The sequence below is a fragment of the Flavobacterium sp. genome (genome assembly GCF_004295795.1).
Taxonomy (GTDB): Bacteria; Bacteroidota; Bacteroidia; order Flavobacteriales; family Flavobacteriaceae; genus Flavobacterium.
Genome location: NZ_SEBR01000008.1, coordinates 157,643 through 174,053, shown reverse-complemented (window position 1 = coordinate 174,053; position 16,411 = coordinate 157,643). Strand labels below are relative to the sequence as shown.

Below are 16,411 nucleotides of genomic sequence, written 5' to 3'. Positions count from 1 at the left end.
CCGAGGAACGAGGTTCACTGAATCCTTTAAAAAACAATAAAAATCAATGAAGTAAAAGTAAGCCCCGCTGGCAGGCGACGAAAGAAAATCAAAGCCTGCGGCAGCGCAGCTGCCGAAAAGAAGCAAAATGAGCGTAGCTCATTTATTTAGGTTTCGCCAGTGAGATAATTTCCAAAAACACAAAAGGAAAAATCAAAAAGAAAAAGATCGTCTTACAACAATCCTAGCCCGGATGACGGCAACTAGCCTTTCGCAGAAAAAACCAAATTTTTCTAAGTTTAAAACAGCGACCGCAGGAAGCTCGTTTTAAACCCAGAAAAACCGGTTTTTTAAAGAAAGCTAGTGCCAGTTAGCCGGAAAAAGCTCAAAAACAAAAAAACCAAACCTAACGATTATACAATCTTCCCCAACGCAATTATCCAAAAAGCAACCGAATAAACATCCAACCCAAAAACCAAAAAACGAATAAGTATTTTTGAAAGCGAAGCGAGTAAGCATTACGATCCCAAATAGCTAAATTGTGCGACCAAAAACAAAAAGATAATGGATTTCCAAAAAGAACTGAACGACATTTTTGAAACGATAAAAGACACGCTTCCAACCGGTGTCGAATACCTTTCCTACAACATAAAGTCCTACACCGGTCGCGGTACAAGCGGCCAATCTTACTTTGCTATCGTCGACGGAAAACCGGATCGTGAAGCAATCCCAGAAGTGCTCAAAAGCGACCGGGAAACCCGCAATAACGAGATAAACAAGCGCATAAACGATATCGAGTTCGAGATTACCGTTGCCCAACAACCGGGGCGTTTCGTGATTTTTTCGCTGTCGAAGGAAAACGGATTTACGTACAGGATCGCCACGCTGGAAGAATTGGTTTATCTCACGAAATTTTATTTGATGGGAATCGTCGATCCCGGCACGCGCAAGGAGATTTTTGCCGACGTCGCTCCGGATAAGAAAACCGGAAAACCAGACGTAATAGGAAGGCAGAAAATCTATTACGGGAACGGCGAAGTCAAGGAATATACAGGCGCGCCGATCTCTGATTTTGCCAGAGCCGCTTTCCACGCGCTCGACGAAAAACTCAAGTTCGTTTACGCCATGGTTTCTCCCGACGAAGCTATCATCAGGACATCACCCGCGATTCCGGGGCTTACCGAATTATATGAGGTCAACGAAGACCTTGCGCTCGATGCATCCAAACTCGAGAACATTTATGAATTTCTCGAATCTCACAGTGAGGCAAAAGTCGGAAAAGCACTTGAAGCCTTGCAAGCCAATTCTGAGTTCCGGGCGAAAGCCGAAAAGCGATACGGCCAGTTCATAAAAGCCAGAGTTTCGGAAAATGCGGGAATCGATAGTTTCGCGGAAGCAGCATTGACGCGCAAGGAAGTCGAGTTGTTTGGCGATCGGCATTTTACCGACGAAGTCATTTCGCTTTCCAGACTCGACGAGCAGGAATGCCAAACGATAGTGACTTTCATAGGAAGTCTGGTGCAGAATTATTTCGACATAAAAGAATTCAAAGATCAGATGGAATCGGCCGAAAACAAAAACGAGGCGAAAGCGATCTATCTGGAAGCTGCCGAAAAAGTCAAGAATGGAATCCTCGACGAAGCCCATGTTTACGAGGAAGGTTGGTTCGGGAAAATTCTCCAGATGCTCGCCCATCACGAGGTCGAAAAACTCATGTTCGAGAAAACGCGTTTTAAAGTGAAGAACGACGATTTTCTTAAAGGATTTATCTTCTATCTGGGCATGAACAACAGTAGCCCGGTTTATTTCGACGTTTTCCAATCGACCGTTTCGGGTTTTTCGGAATTCTTCTGGTTCTTGCCATCGGTACCGCGAACAGCTTGGGGCGACACCGATTTTGCACTTCCCGAAAACACGCTGAAATTTAGTAGAAGAGCGCACTACAGAATCGGCGACGAGGGCGAATGGCAATTGCAGCCCGCGCAAGACGACGATAGACCGGCAATATTGGTTTTTTACCTGTCGGAATTCTTTGAAAGGTACGGAATGTCGGTCTACAACTTTTCCAAAACCGTTTCCGATTCGCCATTCTTCATCTACGACAGATCGCTCAAAAAAAAGGGTCCGAAATTTCCCGATGAAGTAGATATAAACAAACAAGATTTTGACGCCGGATTCAACATCCTCAAGACAATATGGACAGAATATGTCGCGCACGCCGACACACCTAATTTTTCGCGCATTTTCAAAACAACGACAAACCTCGAAACCGACGATTTCTTTGTCGAATCCACGTACGGATTCGCACCGGGCTACAATCTCGATTCGGCGGTCGCAACAATTACCGATCAGGGTTTTGCGGTGGTTAGATGGGAAGAGTTTTGGGACTATGACGTCGAATAATCTGAATTTGGGTCAGACCTGCGGAGCCGAAGCCAGAGCATGGCAGTCGGTTTTGCCACACGTTGTATCTCACGGCTTTTCAAACAGCGAACTCCCAAGCTTCATCGCCCACTAATCTCAACAAAAAAAGTTGTAAGGTGCACAGGCTTTAACACCGAAAGTTTCCGGCGACGACGTTATGGAAACGATTCCGGCTATTGAACAAGCAAGGTGTTTCGGAGACACATTTTTCCAAAGCGACAGCGGAGGAAAATGTCAATAGACACTTTCCGCTTAGTCGCGGCCTAAGCACAAAACGCGGGCACCTGACGTCACGAAAATTCGCTGAAATGAAAAACTGTTTGAGCCAGAAAAGAGTTTCCGGCGAAAAAGCAGTTTCCGGCGAGTTTTTTTCATTTCCGAATTTTTGGGGATGTCAGGTCGCGTTTTTGGTTCAGCCGCAAGGCATTTTTGGTTCTTTTGTTGCCAGACAAAAGAACTCCCCGCCGGATAGGCGACGAAAGAAAATCAAAGCAAGCGACGGCGCAGCCGGCGAAAATCACCAAACGAGCGAAGCTCGTTCTTTGCGGCTCGAGAGTAAGAAAGATCCGGTTTCACAGAAAATTGTGGAGAAAAGGATTTTGTGGCTAAAAGAATTAGCCCGGATAACGGCAACTAGCCTTTTGCAGAAAAAACCAACTTTTTCTTAGGTTGCAACAGCGACCGAAGGAAGCTCGTTGCAACCTCTAGAAAAACTGGTTTTTTTAAAAAAGCTAGTGCCAGTTACCCGGAAAAAGCTCAAAAAAAAAAATCAATTACCTTCAATATATTTTTTAAAATTATCAAGAATCGCCTGCCATCCCTGCCGCTGAAATTCAGGGTCATTCTGGTTTTCGGGATCGAAAGTCTCAGTAATTTCGACCGAATCGCCTTTTTCTTCAAAAACGACAGTCACTTTTCGCGCGTCTTCCAACACGTAGGCAATCGTTTTGTGCGCGACGACTTGGGTGTATTCGCCACCGAAATCGAAACTGAACGAACCGTCTTTCGCGGCCATCGTGAAGCTGAATTTGCCGCCTTCGCGCAGGTCGTTTTCGGCTTTTGGCGTGTGCCAATCGGGAGAGGCATTGTTCCAGTTCCTGACGTGGTCGGGTTCGCTCCAAAAGTTCCAGACTTTGGCGATTGGCGCGTTTACAGTGGTTTTGATCGTGATGGCGTGGTTTGAAGTTTCCATGATTCGTTGTTTTGGATTGTCACACAAAGTTAGTTTCGAAGTCCAGATTGCATAAGGCGCAAAAACGACAAATCGCGGGCTCGATTGCGACTACTTTTTGTCTTTCACAGATTTTACCATCGCGCCCATGCTGGCCGTGACGTCAAAATACAAGCCTTTGATATTGTCAGGATTTGCGGCCACTTCGAGATAGTCGTAATGCTCGACAAGACTTTGTTTTCCGGCGGGTTGCAATTTGAGGACTGCCAGGAGTTGGTATTCGTCCGAGACCGAGATCACGTAAAAAGCGGTCTGTTTGGTCTTGCCGTCTCCCGAACTTCCGAGCGCATCTATGACCATCGCCATCTGGTTGAGCGTGGCGTTAAAAACGGCCGTTTCCTTGGTTTTTTCTGTCGCATACAGCAAAACGTTCATCATTTTTATGTCGAACGGATTTTTGGCAAGTATTTTTTGGACAAGTGTCGAGACTTTCAACGCATCGGCGTCGCTCATTTCGCGGTTTTTCAGCAGCGGGCGCAATTCTTCCATTTCTTTGGGAACGCCATAAGGATTGTAATTCGGCTGAAACTGGAAGCCGTAGTAAAGGTGTCGTTTTTGCTGGATCGTAAGTGTCGTGTCGCCTTTCTTGAACCGTCCGAACATTGTTGGGTAATAGAACTCCGAAGTTTTGTCGGCGATCGCTTTCTCGATTTTGTCGTAATTGGGTTTTTCCGATTTCACCTGTGCCGAAACCAGGAAAGAAACGAATCCGAAAAGGGCAAAGAATAAATTTCTCATGGGCTGTAAATGCTGTTTGCAACTTGGCTAAAGGTAATAAAAAACGAATTTTATTTTAGCCGATTCGCTTTTGCATTCGCGATTTCAATACATCGTAAAAAATTCCGACGAACGCGATCGCGAAACTCACTTTTGGCGAACTCGACAGTACGGCCATTCCCGTTTGTCCATCAGAAACGCAATTGTAGTTGGTTCCGACCTCGAAAATAAAGAACGGCGTTTGTAGATGATAGAACAGGAAACACATCAAAACCAAAAGAAGCGACGTTTCGATTTTTTCCAAACGCGTGTTTTTCCTCAGCAGAAAATAGAAAGTGAGTCCAGTTACCAAAAGTGCAATTGCCAAATCGATGGCGCAGGTCCAAATGATTTCAGCTTCGCATTTTGTGGGCGAACTTTGGTTTACCACAACCGTTTTGACGAAGCGATAAATGCCACGAGAACTTACTGCGTTGGCTTGGATAACCGGAAAAATCGCCAAAGGAAGTGTGATAAAACAAACACAAAACGAGACGATACTGCCGATAATCGGTTTCATTTACTTGTCTTTCCTAGATTAGTTCGCGCTGATTTCCATCTTTTGGATCAGGCCGTTCTCAAAAAAATAGGTGTGGAAAACCGTGCCGTCGAACAGGATTTCGCCTCTGAGATCTTTTACCGTCTGATGGATTTCGACGAGAAACGAACCGTCGGGATTTTCGGTGATTTTTGTCGGGATCACTATTGGGTTTATCTCGCTCCATTGACGCGTCCAATATTGGCTCACCTGCTCTTTTCCGGTGACGAAATCGCCTTCGAACGCCTTTGGCCAATGCACGTCGGGTGTCATGGTTTCCAGGATTTGCGGGATGTTTCTCGCGTTGAAATTTTCGTAAGCTTTTTGGATCAGGGATTCTTTTGCAGACATTTTTTGATTGCTTTGAAGATTTTCAGATTTTCAGATTTTCGGAATTGGAAATTTGTCCGAAACATTAAATGTACTTTTTTGGCAGATGCTGAAAGTTGCCGAAAGCGGAATCTTATGAACACTTCCTTCAAATCGACAAAAACCGTTACTTTTACGCCATGAGATTTTTGGTAGCACTTTTTGCTTTCTACATTTCGTGCCTGGCCGTGATGCCTTGTCACGACAGCGTAGAATGCAGCGAATCGAATGCCGAAAAAGTCACCGACCACAAAAATCACGGATCGGACAAAGAGCAATGTCCGCCGTTTTGCACCTGCGCGTGTTGCGGCGTACAAATCGTCCAGATCGCGCCAGTGGTACTTCCGACCCAAAATCGATCGGATGCAATCACCAAACAGAAACCTTCTTTTTACGCTTTCGTTTTTCCCAACGCGATTTCGCGTGCCATCTGGCAACCGCCCAAAATAAGCTGAGATTTCTTTGTCCTCTACAGGAAATATGATTCTTAACTTATAAAATTCCACCATGAAAAAATATCTGGCGGCGATCGCATTATCGCTGCAAATTTGCGTGGCTTGGGCGCAGGAACCGGTTCAGGATTCCACCAAAACCGAAGAACTCGAGGAAATCACGATCACCTCGACGCGCACCAGCCGAACCATAAAAAATACACCTACGCGCGTCGAGACGATCGATGCCGAAGAACTCGAGGAAAAAGCCAACATGCGACCGGCCAACGTGTCGATGGTCTTGCACGAATCGACGGGAATCCAAGTGCAGCAAACTTCGGCGACTTCGGCCAATTCGAGCATCAGGATTCAAGGACTCGACGGCCGCTATTCGCAATTGTTGAAAGACGGTTACCCGAATTTTGGCAATTTCGCAAACGGACTCAGCATTCTCGAGATTCCGCCTCTCGATCTCAAACAGGTCGAGGTCATAAAAGGTCCGGCTTCGACTTTGTACGGAGGCGGCGCAATTGCGGGCGTCGTGAATTTCGTGTCCAAAAATCCGTCCGAAAAAGGCGAGTACAACTTCCTGATCAACCAATCGCATGTCGGGCAGACCAATTTTGGCGGATACGCGTCCAAAAAAGGCGAAAAATTCGGGTACACTTTCCTCGGATTGGTCAATCTGCAAAACGAATACGATGTCGATAATGACGGATTTTCGGAATTGCCCGAGTCGCGAAATTTCACCGTCAACCCGCGTCTTTTCTATTATCCGAACAAAAACTCCTATTTCATGCTGGGCAACAGTTTTACGATGGGACGCAATTTTGGAGGCGACATGAGCGTGATCGACGGACACTCCGATGAAAATCGCGTCTATTACGAAAAGAACAACACGATCCGGAACATCACGACTTTCGAGTACGAGCAAAAATCTGCCACAGGAAACAGTTTCAAGCTCAAGCAGAGTTTGAGTCTTTTCGACCGCGAGATCCTGGTTCCGAATTTTGTGTTTTCGGGATTGAATACCAATGCGTTTACCGATGCGAGTTATGCGTTGAAACGCGAGAAACATTCGATCATTGGCGGACTGAATCTGGTTTACGACAAGTTTTGGCAAAAGGAGAATTATTCGGCTGTCGACCTTGGAAACAGATCGTTCACGACCGGAATTTACGTGCAGGACACTTGGGACGTTTCGTCAAAAGTCATCCTCGAAGGCGGATTTCGCCTGGACAACGTACAGTTCAAGAACGTGAATTTCAACGAAAACAGAACGTTTGCACTGCCGCGGATTTCGGCTCTTTACAAAACGACGCCCGATCTTTCGATGCGTCTCGGCGGCGGTCTGGGCTACAAAATCCCAACCGTTTTCACCGAACAGACCGAAAGCGAGCAATACAGGAATGTGTTGCCGTTGGTCGACGTGAAAACCGAACGGTCGGTCGGCGGGACTTTCGACGTGAATTACAAAAAGCGTTTCGGCGATCTGTCGGTAAGCCTGAACCAGATGTTTTTCTACACGAAACTCAGCAATCCATTGGTTTTGCAGGAAAATGCGGGCGACCTGTTTTTTGTGAGTTCAGACGAGAACGTCGATTCGAAAGGTTTCGAGACGAATGTGAAATTTATTTTCAGGGACGATTACAAATTGTTCGCGGGTTACACATTTACCGATGCGAAGGCCGGTTATTTATCGGGCAATCAAACGCTTCCGCTGACGGCAAAAAATCGGGTGAATCTGGTATTGTTGTATGAAAGACACGAGAATTTCAAGTTCGGATTGGAAGGTTATTACACCGACAAACAATATCTGTACGACGGATTCGCCACGCCATCGTATTGGGAATTCGGGTTTTCGGCCGAGAAATATTTCGGAAAATTCTCGATTTACGTCAACCTCGAAAACTTTACGGACGAGCGCCAAAGCAAGTACAAAGGCGTCGTGAACGGCCCAAGAACGAATCCGACTTTCGACGATATCTGGAACCATACCGAGGGATTTGTCTTTAGCGGCGGGATTAAGTACAAGTTGTAGGTCGTAAAATCTCAAATCTCAAATCCCAAATTCCAAATTCCAAATTCCAAATTCCATCCCGATAGCTATCGGGACAAATTCCAAATCGGAACTATCATGATAATCAAGCCTCGGTTTTTGCCGGGGCTTTTTCGTGAAAAGTACAAGCGTCGATAAAAAGGCTGTAACGCGCTAAATATTGTGTTGAAGTAACTTTCGGCAAATCTCAAAAATCTGGAAATCATGCCTTGGGACAAAACGAATTATCCGGACTCGATGAAGAATTTGCCGGCGGCAGTTCGCAACAAAGCCATCGAGATCGCCAACGCCATGTTGGGTGAAAAAAGTATGCAGGACGGCATCGCGATCGCCACGGGAATCAGTCGCGCCAAAGATTGGGCGGCCAACCGCGGCAAAAAGACCGAAAACCGAGAGAAATCCAAAACCACCGACGTCAAGCGGCACGGACAGGATCGCTATGTGATTCCGTACGAAAACCATTGGGCGATCAAAGTCGAAGGCCACAAAACGGTAGAAGCGAAGTTCGATTCCAAATCTGAAGCCGTCAAAAAAGCGCGTCAGGAAGCCAAAAATGCCAATGCGTCGCTCACGATCCAACTCAAGACGGGAAAAGTGCAGCAGCGAATTTCGTACAATCCGAACAATACAGGAAGACGGGCTTCGGCGACTTGACTGGAGTTTGCAAAAGTTTGTGGCGCACTTGGAAATTCCGGGTTGCGCTCTATTTTTTGATAATTTTGGAGATTTTTTGGTTGCCGCTTTCACCAACTACGAGAAAGTAAGTACCTCTACTCACTGATGAAAGCCCGGAAATTTGATTGTTGGAAGCGGTAATTGACGTTTGGTAAATCAGATGGGCATTAATGTCATAGATTCTCACCTTTGTCAGCAAATCTGACAAATCTGAATGCATTGGTGACGTGAAGTTGATGTCGTTTACAGTGTAAGAATTCCAAGTGTTTCCAGCGTCGAACGATTCTTTGTAAGAAAATGAAAAGGCCGATAATTCCTGGATGATTGCAGCGATGTAGTTGTCATGCGCTCTCAACAATTTTCCATTATATGCGGGAACAGAAAGTTTGGTTTGCCAAGACGTTCCATTCGAATCGCTGGCAACCACGCTGAATTTGGTGAGGTTTCCGTCGACTGCCCCAAAGACAAGATTGTTCGGATTCGCTTCGAAGGTCAATAGGTTGTGCGAGCCTGATCCTGTGAATGACGATCGGATAATCTGCCAGGTGCTTCCACCATTACTGCTTCTAAGGATTTCAAGCCCGGAAAACGAGATGCTGTACTTGACCGCAATTGCATTCTCCGTATCTGTGTTGTATACTCCAAGATAACCATCAAGTGTGTTCGGAGTAATTTCCATTGCACCGGTGGTAAGGTCGTAATCAACGAAAATCCGTTGGTTTGTGTTTGTTATCGCAGTAGTAAGCAAATGATTGGAACGGATAGCGAATCTCTCGGAATTGAGGTAGATGTTGTTTGAAGGGGTAAGATCGGATAGTAGCGTCCACGTGATTCCATTATCGGATGACCTGTAAATTTTTTCCGATCCATATGCGCATAACGTACCATTTTCGGCAATTTCGATTCTGGAGATAGTACCGGAAATTCCAGATGTTACATTTGTCCATGAAATACCTCCATCTGTGGTTCTTTTAAAAATATCGTGCAGCATGAATCCTACGCTAGGCGTCAAATACTTAACCCCAAAACTGTAAGCTATCGGAATATTCGGACTTACAATTGTCCAAGTCAATCCGCCGTCTACCGTTTTTGCCAAAAATGGATTGTTCGGAGGATTCAATTTTCCGCTTACGAAGCCGTTCAGCGCATCTGAAAAACTTACTGAATAGACGTCCTCGTTGCCCGAAAAACCAAGTGTAGATAAAGTCCAGCTGGCGCCTTTGTCTGTGGTTCTGCAATAATTTCCATTTTTTCCAAATACGATGGCCGTGTTGTCGTCCAATTTCTCTACCTGTAAGCCGATTGAACTTGCGTTTGTAAAGGATTGTTTCGTCCACGTTACGCCCGAGTCGTTCGTCGAGTTGATATACCCGTCTCCGTATACGAATCCGTTCTGTAAGTCAAAGAAAAAAGCATTTGTGTAGGTCGGACAAAGATTTTCGCTCGCGTTCCAGGTTTGGGAAAAACAAGCTTGCCAGCCAATAAAAAAAAGAAGTAAAAATTTCCTCACTTGTAGTTGTTTTTTCAAAAATAGGGTTTGGTATCGGTGTGCAAGTTCTCGCACTATTTTGTTATTAACACAGGTTGCCGATTTTCAAATTGGTCGCGATGCATTTACTTTATTTTCAGCCTAACGAATTCCGTGACTTTCTGACTACATTTGCCGAATCTAAATTCCTAAAAATGAGCCAGCTTTACCCCAAATTCAAAGTGTCGGTTTTATTGCTGTTTTTGGCGATTTGTCCGATGTGGAAAGGCCTTGCGCAGACGTTCACGGACAGTAATCTGCCAATCGTGATCATCGCGACAGATGTCGATCCGAACACCGGACAACCTTTCGAAATCCCCGATGATCCGCGCGTTTTGGCCACGATGAAAGTCATCAGACATCCCGACGGCTCGCGCAATTACATATCAGATCAAAACACGGCGGCTTACCTCAATTACAACGGAAGAATCAGCATTGAAATTCGCGGATCGACTTCGCAAAGCCTAGAGAAAAAACCTTACGGACTGACGACGCTTTTGCCCGATAACGTCTCGAACAACAATGTGAGTCTGCTTGGAATGCCGAGCGAAAACGATTGGGTTTTGAACAGTTTTGCATTCGATGCGACGTTGATGCGTGACTACATTTCTTACAATCTGGCGCGTTCGATGGGCAATTATGCGCCCAGAACCGAATACTGCGAAGTCGTCGTGAACGGCAATTATCGCGGGATTTATCTGCTTCAGGAGAAAATAAAGGCCGATTCGAATCGCGTGAATATCGTCAAGATCACCGATGCCGACAATTCGGGAGCGAATCTGACAGGCGGTTATATCACCAAAGCCGACAAAACGACCGGAGACGATCCGGTGGCTTGGTCGATGGCGTCTTACAACGGAGGCGTCGATTACATCCACGATCTGCCCAAACCCGAAAACGTGACGACCGCCCAAAATTCTTACATCATGGGCGAATTCACGACTTTGCAGACGATGGCTTCGGCGAACAATGTGAGTATTGCCACAGGATTTCCGTCGAAAATAGATATTCCGACATTTGTCGATTTTATGATCGGCAGCGAACTTGCCTCGAACGTCGATTCTTATCAATTCAGCACTTATTTCCACAAAGACCGAAACGGAAAATTGCGGGCCGGCCCAATTTGGGATTACAACCTCACGTACGGAAACGATCTGGTTTCGCCCGGAAGAAGCCAGTTCAATGTTTGGCAATTCGACAACGGCGACAACACAGGTTCGAAATACTGGAAAGATATGTTCAGCAATGCCACTTTCAAGTGTTATCTCGCCAAGCGTTTCCACGATTTGACGCAGGCCGGACAACCTTTGCGCCACCAAAATATCGTCACTCTGATCGACAATACCGTGGCGTTGATTTCGGAGGCCGAAGTTCGAGAAGCCCAACGCTGGAACTCGATCGGAAACTGGAATCTGAAAGTTACGGCCATGAAATCGTGGCTGCTCAACAGAATCAACTGGATGACGACGAATTTGGGATCGTATACGGCTTGCAGCAATGTGGCCGTTCCGAATCTTGTCATCAACAAAATCAACTATAATCCCGGAACTTCGGGACAATTTCCCGTGAGCAACGACCAGGAATTCATCGAGATCAAAAACGCCGGAACGACGACTGTCGACCTGACCGGAATTTACTTTAGCCAACTTGGGATTTCGTACCAATTTGCGAACAACGCCACGCTTTCAGCCGGACAAAGCGCGTACATCGCGAGTAATTCGGCTACTTTCCAAAATAGATATGGAATCGCTGCTTTCGGGCAATTCACGCGCAATCTGTCGAACAGCACGCAAAAGCTTGTGCTATCCGACGCTTGGGGAAATGTGATCGATCTTGTGGAATACGACGACGACGCGCCATGGCCAAACGCCGACGGAAACGGATCGTATCTGCAACTGACAAACACGTCGCTCGACAACGCTTTGGCTTCGAGTTGGATAGCGTCTTCGAGCAGTTTGGGAACGCAGGATTTGGCCGCGACTTCGCTCGTGCTGTATCCGAATCCGGTTAAAAATACGTTCACTGTTTCGGGTTCGGCTACTATTGACAATGTCGAGATTTTCGATGCTTTGGGACGATCCGTAAAACAAGTTCCGGCCGCGTCAGACAACGTCCAGATCGACGCTTCAAGCTTGAACCAAGGCGTTTACCTGGTCAGGATCTCATCGGCGAAAGCCACGAAAACACTAACGATAGTCAAGCAATAATGGCACTTTTCAGGAAAGTCAATTCGAAGGCGACGACTACCGATTCCTCTGGCTTTGGAACGAATCCGGAGAATTATGGCGGACGTTTCATCAACAAAGACGGTTCTTCGAACGTTTCCCGTCGCGGAGGAAGTTATCTCGACCGCATCAGTTGGTTCCATACGATGCTGAATCTTCCGACTTGGAAATTCCTGGTCGTGCTTTGCGTTTTTTACACCGGAATCAATTTCGTTTTCGCCTGTCTTTATTACGCTATCGGCGTTGAATATCTAGACGGAATCGGGCAAACCGGTTCGGAAATGGTGAAATTCGGGAAGGCGTATTTCTTTTCGGCCCAGACTTTTACGACTGTCGGATACGGCCACATAAGCCCGAACGGCGTTTTGACAAGCGCATTGGCCGCGACCGAAGCTTTGTGCGGACTGCTCAGTTTCGCGATTGCTACAGGTTTGTTTTACGGCCGATTCAGCAAGCCGAAAGCGTTCATCCGATTTTCGCAGAACGCCTTGATCGCTCCTTACAAAAATGGAAAGGCTTTGATGTTTCGCCTGTCGCCGTTCAAGAATACGAATCTTTTTGAAGCCGAAGTGCGTGCCACGCTTGGAATGATTGTCGAGGAAGAGGGCGAGATGGTCAACAAATTCTTCAGGCTCGAACTTGAGTTGGATCGCATCACGGCTTTGGCCTTGAGTTGGACAGTCGTTCACGCCATTGACGAAAACAGTCCGTTTCACGACTTTTCCGAACAGGATTTTGCAAACCTCGAAGGCGAAGTGATCGTTTACGCCAAAGCGTTCGACGACATGTTCAGCGCGACCGTCGCCACGAGGACTTCTTATATGTTCGACGAAATCGTTTATGGCGCCAAGTTCGATATTATGTATTCTGAGAATGAATCCAATACGCGGACTATTTTACATTTGGATAGGTTGGATTCTTTCCGCAAAGCCGAACTTCCTTATTGATTGTTTCGGATGTTTCTACCTTTAATTTTTTAACCATTAAGAGCATTAAGAGCATTAAGAGCATTAAGTTCATTAAGTGGAGCCGGTTTTGGAAGACTTTAGATTCCGAAAACGGTGCTGGTTTTTTTTGAGAATGCCGATTGGATTTTGTCTTTGACCGATGGAATTTTCGTGACTCTGGAGTTAGGCGCTTCTGAAATTGTTTACTGGACTTTGCAATTTTGAACCATTAAGGACATTAAGTGCAGTCGGTTTTTATAACTGACCGGATTTCGTTCGTCGTCTGTCCGTCCGAAATTCCAAAAATCCGCAAATCTGCAAATCGGATAATCCCAAAAAAAATCCCGTCTTGAATCGAATCAAAACGGGATTTTTTATTTGGTGAAAGGAAATTATCCCTTGATGAATTTTTGGGAGTACGTTTTTCCGTTTACGTCTGTCAACAACAATACGTAAGAACCGTTTGTCAATGATTTGACCGATACTTGGTTTACCGATGCGTCGGCGTCCAAAACTTTTCTTCCCGTCATGTCGAAAACCTGAGCCGATTTCAATTGGGTCGAAGTGTTTCCGAAGGTCACGTTGATCACGTCTTTGGCAGGATTCGGGGAAACCGTGAATTTCGAAGCCGACGGATCGTTCACAGCCAAAGCCGGATGCGAGCCTTCCAAAACGAATTGGGTAGAGTTGGTCGAAACATTGTACAATTCGTCAATCGTTCCCGAAGGCCAGATCACGCGAACCACGGGAATCGACGTCGCCGCTCCGATACCGAAGTGTGCGTTCATCGTGCTCATGTTCGAGAAACCTTGTCCGCTGCGGATTTCGCGGCTTTGTTTGCCCCAAGCGCCAACGATCTCGACGCGTGCTCCAATTCCGTTGCGGTTGCTCGCTACGCCTTGAAGCGTGACTTTAACCCATTTGTTGGCGTTTCCGTTGTTCATCCAGATGTTCGATCCAGATTGTACGTCGAGGAAACCGTCGTTGTTCAAATCGGCGATTCCGCCTTGTCCGAACGGAAGATCGTAGCCCGTAAAAGTGCCGTCACCGTCGTTCAGATACAATTCTTTCCCGTTTTCCCAAAGGAAATCGACCCAGCCGTCGTTGTTGAAATCGGCAGCCTGAAGTTCCCACGAACCTACTTGCGCAGCGATTCCGGAAGTTGCGTAAATGTCAGTGAATGTTCCGTCGCCGTTGTTTCTGTAGTAGCGGTTTTGATCGGAAATATTGGAAACGATCATGTCGAAATCACCGTCGTTGTCGAAATCCTCGACAGCTGTTGACCAAGATTGCGCTCCGTCGTTGACGCCAGCTGCGGCTCCGACTTCGGTGAAAGTTCCGTTTCCGTTGTTTTTGTACAACAAGTTGATGCGCTGCGGATCTCCAGCCGGCGCCGAACTGCGGCATTTGGCAAGGTACATGTCTACAAAGCCGTCGTTGTTGTAATCGGTCCAGATCGAGGCGTAGTTTCCTCCAACGGCCAAAGTCGGCATAAGCGAAATGTCAAAATTGAGGTTTCCGTTTCCGTCGTTGCGATAGGCGTGGCTTTGGGCAACGTCGTGGCAAGCCCACAAATCGAGGTCGCCATCGTTGTTGATGTCGACGAAATTCGTGCGTTGCGTAAAGATGTTTTGCGGATAAGTCGACAAGGCGAAAGTCGTTCCGGTCGCGTTGGCTTTGAGCAAAGACACACGGCTTCCGTTTCCTAGCACAAGGTCGGTGAAGCCATTTCCGTCGATGTCACCCGCGGCGATACTCCAATCTGGAGTGGCGTTTCCGACTCCAAGTCCGGTAACGGGATAAGAAACGAGGTTGAAGCCGCCGGCAGGAAGTTGTTTCCAAACCTTTAGCTGACCATTTGCAATGGCGACGATGTCGTCGAGGTGATCGCCATCCATGTCGACCGTACACGGATTGTAGGCAACGCTCGAGCCCAAAGCTTGTTGCGTGAAGCTCGGAACCTGAGCAGCCGCGGGCAGTGAGCATATCGCCATAAAAAAGTAAAGTTTTTTCATTTTACGGTTTTTTTAGTAGTTTATAGTTATTCGCAATGGTTTTGCATGGAATTGATCCAATCTGACATGAGTTGGACGCCTTCTTCGTGAACGATGGATCGCCCGATGTAAGGCATCATCACAGATCCGTCGGTAGAATTGATCCTGTAGATCAATTCAGAATTCGCGGCGTCTCCGGCACTCATGATGTAGGGAAGATTTTCTACGTTGAAAAGCGGCGTCATACAGATTCCTCCCACTTGAGGATCGGTGTTGCTGAAATTGAAACGCACGTCTACGTAAGCACAATGTCCACCGGCGCGGTGACAATGCGCACAATTGATGTCGATATAAGAGCGCGCTCTCATTTCGAGTGATTTGCTGGTGTCGTTGTAATCTACGGTAGAAACGATCGAGGCCGGAATGTTGGCATCGAGATAACCTTCGGCAACCCATTTTTCGAGTTGGTTGCGCTGGGAAGTTCCGTAGTTATAAGTGTAATTCAGGTTTTGTGGCTTTGTTCCGATTGGCACCACGACCTCGCCGTTAAGCACGCCGTTAGGATTGAGTTTGTGGCAAGTGCGGCATTCGGTATCGGCTGGAATCTTGTAGTAAGCATCTTTTTGTTGTCCGTTGTGCATGAAACTCAACGGGATGAAACTGCCTTGAAGTTCGGTGTCCAGGAAAGCTTCGGTTTGTTCGTCGTTCCAGATGTAAACGTATGGTTCCCAACCGGAATCTGTCGTATTTCCTTGCGGATCTTGGACGGCTTCACGCTTTTTGATCATGATGCGAGTCTCGATGATTTTGGTTTCGTGGTTAGGAAGTACGTCGTCGTAGTAGAAATTTTTGACCAGAACCGCTCCGACGGGAAATTCGAGCGTATTGTCGTTTCCGTTGAACGTCGCTTTCACGCCATTTGGCATCCAGACAAAACGTTTTTTGTGAGCGTAATCTGTAAAAAGTTCGCTTGCAGGCTTATAAGGAAGTACTTTATAAGACGGCTTGAGTTCCTTGAGTTCGCCTTCGTCAAAAAAGTGGTAGTCCGAGAGTTTGGCATAAGGAACTTGCGTAATGTCAAGAACGACGGGCGAAACCGGCAAATATTCGTCTTCATCCTCGTCTCGGTTACAAGAAACAAAAACGCCTGCGGCTGATACAATGGCAATAAAACAAAGCAGTAAGTAATTTTTTTTCATGGAATTTTGGGAAAGCTCCAAAAATATAAAATATTTTGAATCAATCGCCATTCCTT

Annotated in this window: 13 protein-coding genes; 6 read left to right on the top strand and 7 right to left on the bottom strand. The window is 46.5% G+C overall.

The features are described 5' to 3' along the window. The first annotated feature begins 543 nt into the window (after window positions 1-543). Window positions 544-2,382, top strand: a complete 1,839-nt coding sequence (locus EOO49_RS09195; RefSeq protein ID WP_290844907.1) for a hypothetical protein — start codon at window positions 544-546, stop codon at window positions 2,380-2,382. Between the two features lie 790 nt (window positions 2,383-3,172). On the opposite strand, the gene EOO49_RS09190 is transcribed toward EOO49_RS09195, so the two are convergent. The 4 genes from EOO49_RS09190 to EOO49_RS09175 form a co-directional block, all read right to left on the bottom strand. Continuing rightward, window positions 3,173-3,595 carry an SRPBCC family protein gene (locus tag EOO49_RS09190; RefSeq protein ID WP_290844905.1) on the bottom strand — a complete coding sequence of 141 codons (423 nt, stop codon included), beginning with the start codon at window positions 3,593-3,595 and terminating at the stop codon, window positions 3,173-3,175. 90 nt (window positions 3,596-3,685) lie between these two features. Beyond that, the gene (locus EOO49_RS09185; protein WP_290844903.1) at window positions 3,686-4,372 is read right to left on the bottom strand and encodes a DUF4919 domain-containing protein; all 687 of its coding nucleotides are present in this window, start codon (window positions 4,370-4,372) and stop codon (window positions 3,686-3,688) included. Window positions 4,373-4,427: 55 nt separating this feature from the next. Next, entirely contained in the window at window positions 4,428-4,910 is a 483-nt protein-coding gene (locus EOO49_RS09180; RefSeq protein WP_290844901.1) for a hypothetical protein, read from the bottom strand. A gap of 18 nt (window positions 4,911-4,928) precedes the next feature. Further along, the gene (locus EOO49_RS09175) at window positions 4,929-5,279 is read right to left on the bottom strand and encodes a nuclear transport factor 2 family protein (RefSeq protein ID WP_290844899.1); all 351 of its coding nucleotides are present in this window, start codon (window positions 5,277-5,279) and stop codon (window positions 4,929-4,931) included. A gap of 158 nt (window positions 5,280-5,437) precedes the next feature. Here EOO49_RS09175 and EOO49_RS09170 point away from each other — a divergent pair, with 158 nt between their 5' ends. The 3 genes from EOO49_RS09170 to EOO49_RS09160 all read left to right on the top strand — a co-directional run bounded on the left by EOO49_RS09170 (window position 5,438) and on the right by EOO49_RS09160 (window position 8,441). Next, window positions 5,438-5,752 (top strand): DUF6660 family protein, encoded by a 315-nt coding sequence (locus EOO49_RS09170; RefSeq protein ID WP_290844897.1) that lies wholly within the window; start codon window positions 5,438-5,440, stop codon window positions 5,750-5,752. Between the two features lie 52 nt (window positions 5,753-5,804). Beyond that, complete coding sequence (locus EOO49_RS09165) at window positions 5,805-7,769, top strand: TonB-dependent siderophore receptor (protein ID WP_290844895.1); 1,965 nt, start codon at window positions 5,805-5,807, stop codon at window positions 7,767-7,769. A gap of 222 nt (window positions 7,770-7,991) precedes the next feature. After that, entirely contained in the window at window positions 7,992-8,441 is a 450-nt protein-coding gene (locus tag EOO49_RS09160) for a DUF2188 domain-containing protein (protein WP_290844894.1), read from the top strand. 49 nt (window positions 8,442-8,490) lie between these two features. Here the strand turns inward: EOO49_RS09160 and EOO49_RS09155 are convergent, their stop codons facing one another. Further along, entirely contained in the window at window positions 8,491-9,972 is a 1,482-nt protein-coding gene (locus EOO49_RS09155; protein WP_290844892.1) for a T9SS type A sorting domain-containing protein, read from the bottom strand. Between the two features lie 173 nt (window positions 9,973-10,145). Here EOO49_RS09155 and EOO49_RS09150 point away from each other — a divergent pair, with 173 nt between their 5' ends. Both EOO49_RS09150 and EOO49_RS09145 read left to right on the top strand, forming a co-directional pair. Further along, the gene (locus tag EOO49_RS09150) at window positions 10,146-12,197 is read left to right on the top strand and encodes a CotH kinase family protein (protein WP_290844890.1); all 2,052 of its coding nucleotides are present in this window, start codon (window positions 10,146-10,148) and stop codon (window positions 12,195-12,197) included. Then, a complete protein-coding gene (locus EOO49_RS09145) occupies window positions 12,197-13,162 on the top strand; it encodes an ion channel (RefSeq protein WP_290844888.1) in 966 nt (321 codons plus the stop codon). Before EOO49_RS09150 ends, EOO49_RS09145 begins: the two co-directional genes overlap by 1 nt. A gap of 392 nt (window positions 13,163-13,554) precedes the next feature. Here EOO49_RS09145 and EOO49_RS09140 read toward each other — a convergent pair whose 3' ends face one another. Both EOO49_RS09140 and EOO49_RS09135 read right to left on the bottom strand, forming a co-directional pair. After that, the gene (locus EOO49_RS09140) at window positions 13,555-15,177 is read right to left on the bottom strand and encodes an FG-GAP-like repeat-containing protein (protein WP_290844886.1); all 1,623 of its coding nucleotides are present in this window, start codon (window positions 15,175-15,177) and stop codon (window positions 13,555-13,557) included. 26 nt (window positions 15,178-15,203) lie between these two features. Continuing rightward, window positions 15,204-16,355 (bottom strand): hypothetical protein, encoded by a 1,152-nt coding sequence (locus EOO49_RS09135; RefSeq protein WP_290844883.1) that lies wholly within the window; start codon window positions 16,353-16,355, stop codon window positions 15,204-15,206. Window positions 16,356-16,411: the final 56 nt, after the last annotated feature.

What these genes read in the sequence shown, in the direction of transcription:
- EOO49_RS09190 (WP_290844905.1), bottom strand. Translation starts at nt 3,595, where the DNA reads ATGGAAACTTCAAACCACGCCATCACGATCAAAACCACTGTAAACGCG.
- EOO49_RS09195 (WP_290844907.1), top strand. Translation starts at nt 544, where the DNA reads ATGGATTTCCAAAAAGAACTGAACGACATTTTTGAAACGATAAAAGAC.
- EOO49_RS09180 (WP_290844901.1), bottom strand. Translation starts at nt 4,910, where the DNA reads ATGAAACCGATTATCGGCAGTATCGTCTCGTTTTGTGTTTGTTTTATC.
- EOO49_RS09145 (WP_290844888.1), top strand. Translation starts at nt 12,197, where the DNA reads ATGGCACTTTTCAGGAAAGTCAATTCGAAGGCGACGACTACCGATTCC.
- EOO49_RS09185 (WP_290844903.1), bottom strand. Translation starts at nt 4,372, where the DNA reads ATGAGAAATTTATTCTTTGCCCTTTTCGGATTCGTTTCTTTCCTGGTT.
- EOO49_RS09175 (WP_290844899.1), bottom strand. Translation starts at nt 5,279, where the DNA reads ATGTCTGCAAAAGAATCCCTGATCCAAAAAGCTTACGAAAATTTCAAC.
- EOO49_RS09150 (WP_290844890.1), top strand. Translation starts at nt 10,146, where the DNA reads ATGAGCCAGCTTTACCCCAAATTCAAAGTGTCGGTTTTATTGCTGTTT.
- EOO49_RS09140 (WP_290844886.1), bottom strand. Translation starts at nt 15,177, where the DNA reads ATGAAAAAACTTTACTTTTTTATGGCGATATGCTCACTGCCCGCGGCT.
- EOO49_RS09160 (WP_290844894.1), top strand. Translation starts at nt 7,992, where the DNA reads ATGCCTTGGGACAAAACGAATTATCCGGACTCGATGAAGAATTTGCCG.
- EOO49_RS09170 (WP_290844897.1), top strand. Translation starts at nt 5,438, where the DNA reads ATGAGATTTTTGGTAGCACTTTTTGCTTTCTACATTTCGTGCCTGGCC.
- EOO49_RS09165 (WP_290844895.1), top strand. Translation starts at nt 5,805, where the DNA reads ATGAAAAAATATCTGGCGGCGATCGCATTATCGCTGCAAATTTGCGTG.
- EOO49_RS09135 (WP_290844883.1), bottom strand. Translation starts at nt 16,355, where the DNA reads ATGAAAAAAAATTACTTACTGCTTTGTTTTATTGCCATTGTATCAGCC.